This window comes from Flavobacterium sp. UBA4854 (assembly GCF_002399805.1).
Lineage (GTDB): Bacteria > Bacteroidota > Bacteroidia > Flavobacteriales > Flavobacteriaceae > Flavobacterium > Flavobacterium ginsengisoli.
In genome coordinates this window covers 17,294-25,920 of sequence record NZ_DHEI01000003.1, presented here as the reverse complement: position 1 = coordinate 25,920, position 8,627 = coordinate 17,294, and the positions used below count along the sequence as shown (strand labels likewise).

General features: G+C 32.3%; 5 protein-coding genes and 1 pseudogene. All 6 read right to left on the bottom strand.

Annotation, left to right across the window (positions count from 1 at the left end):
• Nucleotides 1–1,268, bottom strand: a 1,268-nt coding sequence (locus B3J44_RS00400; protein WP_286964853.1) for a RagB/SusD family nutrient uptake outer membrane protein, incomplete at its 3' end; no start/stop codon positions are given.
• Nucleotides 1,269–1,279: 11 nt separating this feature from the next.
• Nucleotides 1,280–5,005: a SusC/RagA family TonB-linked outer membrane protein gene (locus tag B3J44_RS00395; RefSeq protein WP_286964852.1), complete on the bottom strand. Its 3,726-nt coding sequence runs from the start codon at nucleotides 5,003–5,005 to the stop codon at nucleotides 1,280–1,282.
• Between the two features lie 232 nt (nucleotides 5,006–5,237).
• Entirely contained in the window at nucleotides 5,238–6,353 is a 1,116-nt protein-coding gene (locus B3J44_RS00390; RefSeq protein ID WP_286964850.1) for a FecR family protein, read from the bottom strand.
• A 90-nt stretch (nucleotides 6,354–6,443) separates the two neighbouring features.
• The gene (locus B3J44_RS00385; RefSeq protein WP_198855708.1) at nucleotides 6,444–7,049 is read right to left on the bottom strand and encodes an RNA polymerase sigma factor; all 606 of its coding nucleotides are present in this window, start codon (nucleotides 7,047–7,049) and stop codon (nucleotides 6,444–6,446) included.
• A 698-nt stretch (nucleotides 7,050–7,747) separates the two neighbouring features.
• On the bottom strand, nucleotides 7,748–8,176 hold the full coding sequence (locus tag B3J44_RS00380) for a hypothetical protein (protein WP_286964848.1): 429 nt from the start codon (nucleotides 8,174–8,176) through the stop codon (nucleotides 7,748–7,750).
• 139 nt (nucleotides 8,177–8,315) lie between these two features.
• Nucleotides 8,316–8,627: pseudogene (locus B3J44_RS00375) on the bottom strand (succinate--CoA ligase subunit alpha); the annotation flags it as partial.

The window sequence follows — 8,627 nt, the reverse complement described above, 5'->3', positions numbered from 1 at the left end:
GTTTGTACTGGCGTCATGCTGTAGAATGGAGTGTATTCGTCTGGAACAACAGGAAACATTGCTACTACTCTTGCTTCAGTTAATTTATCTGTTGCTGGATTATAAGTTGGAGTTCTCGTTGCTAAAAAGTATTCTAATTCGTCATTAGCCAAATCAATTTGTCCTTTCATAACGTGAGCTTCCATTCTGTTTAAGAAAAACTCGTCGTTACTTAATAAAACTTCTGCTACATAAGGATCTCCAATACCAGCTGTTACGTTAGAATATTTAAAGTATTCATAAAACTTTGGAAGAAATAAAGTTATACTTCCATTAGAAGAATAAAAGTTATAATAATACGCTTTTCCAAAAAGGTTTGTGCTTGTTCCAAAAATCTCTGGACGACGTAAGCCTGATAAATTGAAACGATTTGTAGAATATAATCTTCCAACAATAGTATTTGCCGAAACAATTAATAAATTGGTTTCTACATCGCTCGCGCCATATCTCAACATTTGATCTTCTACTCCAAGAGGTTCGTAAGTAGAGAAATCTCTCAATCCTGCTGGCTTATTGCCTAAATCATCCGATAATGAAATTACTTTATCCCAATTTCCTTTTACTAAATAAAATCTACTAGCAAAAGCTTTTGAAGCCGCCACAGTAAAGTGAAATCTTGGCTCTTTGTAATCGTTTGTCACTAATTTTAAACCTTCTTCGATGTCTTTTTCAAGAAAATCAAAAACTTCAGCAACCGTATTTCTTTTGTATTTAGTAATTAATTCTGTTTCTGGTTTTGTTACGTACGGAATACCTAAATCTGACTCAGCTGTTGCTGGATTGTAACGTTTTGACCATAATGAAACCAACATAAAGTGTGAATACGCTCTCGCCATTAAGGCTTCACCTCTCTGAGGATTTAAGCTTGCTGGGCTTCCTAATTGCTCAATTGCTTCTAGTGCTTTGTTTGCATGCGCAATTGCTTTATAGCAAGCATCCCAGTAATACGCTTGAGTATCAATATCAGTTGCTTCTGTATTGATTTCCCAATTGTAATTTTGCTCGTTTCTGATTAATGTTGTAGGTAATCCGGTGTCAAAAACATTATCAGACATTGTTTCTGCAATCTCAAAATAACTCATTTGAGGATAAGCTTCTACCAATAATTCTTTTATTTTTTCTGGTGTATCTATTTCTGTTCTATTATCTGGTTTCTCCGATAAGAAATCATCACAGCTAGTAATACAAATAAGTATTAATAGGGATAATGCTATTTTTAAGTTTTTCATGATCTTGACTATTATAATGAAAGGTTTAAAGTAAATGTATATTGAGTTGTCACTGGGAAAGCAACTCCTCCAGTATTACGGAACTCAGGATCTTGTCCATTTAATCGTTTATCAGAATAAACTAACCAAGGATTTACTGCTGAACCTTTTAATGTAAAAGTGCTCACCCCGATTTTCTTCTTGAAATCTGCAGGAAATTCCCAGCTTAATGAGATATTCTTTAATCTAACAAAATCTCCATCAGCAATACGAACATCAGAATAGTTATAAGTATTGTAAGCTCTTGCCAATGTACGATCTCCTCCATAATTAGCATTTAAACGTCTGTCTGCAATAACAGGAACATTTGTATAATTTTCATCTCCAGGATTAATCCAACGGTTAGTAAAGTCTTTTGTAAATACCGTTAAGTCATCATAAGTACTATCGTATACAGGATTTAAACGAACTTTATTTCCTCCTGAACCTACAAAGAATATATAAAGAGACAGATTTTTGTATGTAAATGTATTTGCAAAACCAAATGATTTATTAGGCTCAATTGACCCTTCGTATTTCAAATATTTCGTCACATTTAAGTTATCCTGAAAATTAGCCTCTGTAATATTGTTTTCTGCACCATCTTGTAAAATAAAAGTTGGAAGACCTTGATTATTCAAACCTGTAAATTGATATGAATACAACGAGTTTCTTGGGTGTCCAACTGTATTTCCACCATTTGAATCAACTAAATCAAAAGCTGTTGGTGTGTTTTGCAGTTTTGTAATTTCTTGATGGTAAACAGAAAAATTAAGATTTGTTGACCATTTAAAATCTTTAGTATCAATATTTTTAGTAGTAAAAGCAACCTCCAAACCTTTTGTTTCCATATCGGCATTGTTACCTTGTCTAATTCTTTGACCTCCAATACCTGATGTAATTACATAATCAACAAGATCAAAAGCTTTACGACGGTAAACATCTGTTGTAAACTGAACTCTGTTATTAAACATTCCAAGATCAAGTCCAATATTAGTTTCAAACTGCTTTTCCCAAGTTAAATTTCCGTTTTGTAATTCTTCAATTCTAATGGCTGATTCTCTATCATCAAGCCCAAAACGGTCTGTAATAGCACTTTTGTAAATAGCCAAAGAGTTTGTTGCAGGTCCTGCAGTAGCAGTTAAACCGTATGACGCTCTTAATGCTAAAGTATTAACTGATTGAACATTTTTCATGAAGCTCTCTTCAGCAACATTCCATTTTCCACTAAAAGTATAAGTTGGCAACCATCTAGAAGAATCGCTATTTCCTTGTCTGTTAGACCCATCATAACGTCCTGTAACAGAACCCGTATAACGTCTATCATAAGTGTAACCTACTTTACCAAAGAAACCTACTGTTCTTTCTTTTTCTTCATTAAAACCATAATAAGAATCACCAGCGTTAATTATTTTTTCGATAATTCTTGGATCTGTAAAAGCAGTCAAACCTCTATCGTATTGTAAACCTGCAGCTGTAAATTGATCGCTAGTTCTATCTACAACTCTCATTTCAGTACCAAAAAATCCTTCTAACTCATGCTTCTCAGCAAATATATTTCTATAAGTAACACTATTTCTTAAGTTATAAGATGTCATGTCATTTGTAAACTTTCTCAAGAATCCTCCATTTGGCAATACAGATTCTTTTGGCGCCGTTAAGTCATTTGGATCTTGATATAAAAAGATATTTTGATCTCTTACTAACGTATTTACTCCATCTTCGCCAATTGCTGTTCCTGCTCTATATGCTCCAACAACGTTTGAACCTTCTAAAATTTTGTGCTCACGGCTTGTGTTTGCATAACGCGCTGAACCAGTTAAATTATAAGTTAAGTGTGGATTAATTTTATAATCTAAATCTAATTGAAAACGAATATCTTTTACTTCAATTTCCATGAAATTGTTAGCTAATTCGTTTATAATATTCATTTTAGCCCAGTTATTTCTATAGTATTCCAAGTTTCCATTATCGTCATAAGGACGTAAAGTTCTGCTTGTATTTAATACATAATTAAAAGGGTTGATATCAAAATCACGTGTCACTTTACCAAAAACAACATCTTTCTCGCTTTCGTAAGTTCCTGGCGCACCTTGATCTCTAATAGATGCCAGTGTAGATAAAGTAACATTTAATTTATCATTGATATAAAAAGTCCCTTTAATATTACTAGAAATCTGTTTTACATCATCTGCAATAGTCCATCCCGGATCTGCATAATACCCCAATGAAGCATAGAATGTATTATTTTTACCCCCTCCAGAAAAACTTAAAGAGTGATTTTGCGTAATAGATGGTCTAAACAAAACACTGAACCAGTCTGTATTTGCCTGCTCATATTTTTTCAAAAAATTATTACGGCTTACAGGGTCATTATTAACCAAGTACGTTCCAGTTTCTGGATTATAAGTATTTATTGCTCTTCCTAAAATATTATAAGCTCCACCGTATCTTCCGTTTACAGTACTTGGTAAATCTAAATATCCTTTAGCTTCCATTTCTTTAAAAATACTCATAGATTCCTGAGAATTTAGAATATCAAATTGGCTATAACTTGGAACTGTTCTTACAGTTTGCTCCAATCCGTATGTAATTTTTAGTGGAGAATCTCTACGTCCTTGTTTTGTTGTTACAACCACAACTCCGTTTAATGATCTAGATCCATAAATTGACGTAGCCGATGCATCTTTAAGAATTTCAATACTTTGAATATCGTTTGCACTTAAACCAGCTACAGATGAACTTAATAATGTCTCTGAATTTCCAGATGCTAAATCAGCAAACGACATATTAATAATATCTTCTTGAACAACACCATCAATAACCCATAATGGTTTCGTATCTCCAAAAATTGAAGAAGATCCACGAACGGTTATCTTAGGAGCAGTACCAAAAGTACCTGTAACGTTTTGCACTGTAACCCCCGCCGCTTTTCCTTCGATCATTCGGCTTACGTCAACTACACCATCAATTTTTAATTCTGCGCCAGAAATTTTACTAATAGCTCCAGTAAATGTTCTTTTTGAAGTTTTTTCATATCCAGTCGTAACTACCACCTCTTTAAGGTTTTGACCAGCTTCAGTTAATACAATTGTTGGAGAAGTATTTTCGATTCCAATTTCTTTAGACTCCATACCCACATAAGAAATAACCAAACGATCTACATTAGCAGGTACTTCAATAGTAAAGTTTCCATCAAAATCTGTTAAAACAGCAGTTTTTGTACCTTTTGCCATAATTGTAGCGCCAGGTAATGGACTACCGGTTTGGTCAGTAACTTTTCCTTTAATGATTGGCCCAAAATTTAGAACCTCAAATAAAGAATCGTGATTACTGGCATACGAAAAAGAATCAATAGTATTCTTTTGCAGCACAATCTGATTGCTTACTTCTGAAAAAGTAATATTAAAAGGAACCAATACCCTACTAAGTATACTCGACAGAGTTTCTTGGTTTGCTTCTATACTAACCTTCTCTCCTAGTTGCGGAAGTCTTGAGTTATAAGAAAATTTTACATGAGCAGACTTTTCAATTTTTGATAAAGCATTGTCTAAAGTTAGGTTCTCAACTGTAATAGTTACTTTAGTATCTAATTTTTTCTGCCCATTTACATTATTTGCGAGAGTAACGCTTGAAAACACAAGCGCTAACACAAACTGAAACAGCGTTATTTTCATGATTTGGTGAAGTAATCGTTGCTTGACAACAGGTTTTTTCATAATTTTGGTTTGTTTTGATTAATACTATTCGAGTGTATTTTAAGAAACATCATAAATTACCCTTTACAGAGAGTGATTTATTCAGATTTAAGTGTCGTTAATGTTACAGCATTCTCGGCACTTTTTTTATGCATTCGGTTTTTACATAGGCATTTACAAGTTGTTTTTTTTAGTTTTTTAATAGCTTCATTTTGGATTTTTAAATTTTTATTTTTTGATCGAATTTCGAAATCTAGTTACAGCCAGAAGTCGTAATTACAATCTGATTTCCATTCATTTCATAATTTGTATCGTTGCCAATGCTTTTACAAATTATTTTCAGTTTTTCTGCCAATGGCTGATCACTTAAAGAAGTCGTCAATCGGCAGTCTTTTAATTTTTCGTGAGGAAAATCAATATCTACCAAATAAGCCTGTTCTATAGTTTCAAGAATTTGTGCAACAGGAATATCGGTAAACTCAAAACTTAACTGCTCGATATTTCTAACACTATTTACTAAAATCGGATCTTCAGTAATATTGGTTATTTTATTAAACACTAATTCTTTACGAGCAAAACGCAATGCTTGATTAGGAAGCAAAACAATTTCTTTGTTTTCAGTAGTGCGAACCAAATCATTAGATTTTACCTTTACTTTACCGGTGCGAACAAGAACTTCAACATTTTGCTGATCTGGATAAGCCTTTATTCTAAAGCTTGTTCCAACAACTCTAGTGACAATCTCATTAGCATAAACAAAAAAAGGCTTTTTAGGATTTTTACTAATTTCAAAGAAACCTTCGCCGGATAAATACACCTTTCTTTCGTTCCCGGTAAAGATTTTAGGGTAACTTAATTTACTATTGGGCTGTAATAAAACAGAACTTCCATCAGATAAAGTAATTATCTGTGATTTTTCAGAATTATTGGTTTGTTCAACCAAACCTTCATTATTATCCTGAACTAGTTCGTTGTAAGTAACTACATTATCATTTGCAGTAATTTCACTTCTAAAAAACCATGTAGAAAAAATACCAATCAAAATAGCGGCAGCGACACCACTAATCCAATATCTCCGTATTTTAAGTTTTTTAATTTTTGAAGATTGTTGAGAAAGCTCTTCTCTATGTTCAATTTTTCGCCAAGTTTCCTGTAAAGCTTCATGAACTTCGTTTGAAGATAATTTAGATTCTGGAACCCGCATTGCCAATAGCACAAGCCTTGCATCTTCAACAAGTTTGGCTCTTTGAAGATTCTCGAGAGTCCATTCTTCCCAGCCTTGCTCATCAACTTTAGATAAAATCCATAATTGAAAAGATTCATCAGCTAAGAAGTCTTCAATTTCTATATAATTGTTACGTTTTTGCATCTTATTATTAAGGTTACAAAAACATAGAGGACAGTTTTTTTATTATATACTCACTGATTTAAGATTTTTTTTTGATTTTTTCTTAAATTTTTAAAAAACCCCTGAAGATATAAGCACTAGAAGCGGAATACTACCTGTCCATTCTTTCCTAAGACTCAGTAAACCGCGATGTAGAAGATTACTAGCAGATTGATAATTTACATCTAATAAATCTGCTATTTGATCTACGCTTAATCCTTGATGATAGCGCAGATACAAAGCCTCTTTCTGACGACCTGGAAGATCATTCAATAATTTATTCAAAAGAAGAACACGTTCAGCAGTAACTTCGTCTTCTACCAAACGATTTTCTATAGAAAAATCAAAAAGAAATTCTAAAACATCTGTAGTAGTAGTTTTTCTAAATACATGATCTCTCTCGTGCAAACGAGCAATTCTCTTTCTAACACTAGAAAGCAAATATGCCTTAACAATAACGTTATCTTGAAGAGAATCGCGATAAAGCCAAATATCAGCAAAAACATCTTGAATACAATCTTGTACTTTTTCTTCATACGAACAAAGCGAATTGCCGTAACTGATTAAGTCTCTATAGTATTTTTCAAAAAGTAACGAAAATGATTTCTCATTACCATTCTTCAAATTATTCCACAGAATAAAATCGTCTAAAACCTTGTTTTTTAAAATTTGGCTCATATAAAAAAAGCTTTGGGGCGCAAGATCCGATTATCTAAGTTATTACTAAAACAATAGGATTATTACATAGATTAACTGAAATAAATTTGATTTCTTTTTAAGCTAAAACTAATTAATAAAACATCTAATTTAACAAAAAATAAACAAGTGTTTTACATTTCGATTAATTTTGGCAGATACAAAAAGAATCAAATTTTAACATTATTTTTTATTTTTGTGTGATAAATATAGAAAAGCAAATAATCAAAACCCAATTAATTACAAAAAAAATAAACTTTTTTCTAAATTCATCAGTATTGCGCCTTGTTTTTTGATTAAACTTAAATTTACTATAATTTAAATTTTAATTAACTAAATCGAGCCTTACAGTTTTTTGTTCATCATTGATTTGCAGCACCAGAAAAAAGACATAAAAAAAAGCCCTATTTAAAATAAAGCTTTCTAAGGATAAAAAAAATAGACCTTAAATCTTAATATTTTACAAATGAATTTTCAACTTCTGTTTTGAATTACTGAATGGAATTTCCAGATTAAAAATTAGAAACATCAAAATCTTGTACACTTAAACGCTAAGTGACTATTTATTATAGTTTTTTTTTGCCATTTATATCTTTAAAAATTAAAACCTACATCTCACAAAAAAAACCTTACCAATTAAATCAGTAAGGTTTTTTGATAATATTCAGATTGAAAGGAACTTAAAAAGCTACATTCCATCTTGGTAATTTGCCATTTTCATCTAAGAAGTTTTGCAAAACTTGCCCTTCAACAGCAGTAGGAATTGCTTTTACATCGCCAGCAAATGTTTCGTACCAAACTACTTCTAATGCTTCGATGTTCTCTAATTTCATTTGTGCTGGCCAAGAATATTTTCTTCCTGTTTTAGCAAATTGATGTCCATTTACGATTTTATCGTAAAGCCCACCATTTTTACTTTTTAAAGTTCCGTCATTTTGAACAGTTCCTGTAGAACCAACCATGATCAATTCTTTTTCATCACCTTCAACAGCGTACACCACAAATATTCCCGCACTTCCTTCTGGAGCATTACAAGCTTCTTCTAAACTATCATTTACAGTAAAAGTAAAACTGTTTGTTGCTTTAAATTTTTCTAATTCTTTGTACATATTTCTTCTTTAAGCTTCTAAGATACTGAGGTTCTAAGATGCTAAGTTTTTTTCATTTACGCCTCAGCCTTTAAAATGTAAAAAAGTCTCAACAGGATATTGAGACTTTTTTGGAATTTATAATTTTGAAACTTGAAAATTATCCAAGTACTTCTTTTACTTTTTTACCAATTTCTGCTGGTGAATCAACAACGTGAATTCCGTTGTCTCTCATAATTTGTTTTTTAGCAGCAGCTGTATCATCAGAACCTCCAACGATTGCACCTGCGTGACCCATTGTTCTACCTGCAGGAGCAGTTTCTCCAGCGATAAATCCAATAACTGGTTTGCGGTTACCGTCAGCTTTTACCCATCTTGCAGCATCAGCTTCTAATTGACCACCGATTTCACCAATCATGATGATAGCTTCAGTTTCTGGATCGTTCATTAATAATTCAACAGCTTCTTTAGT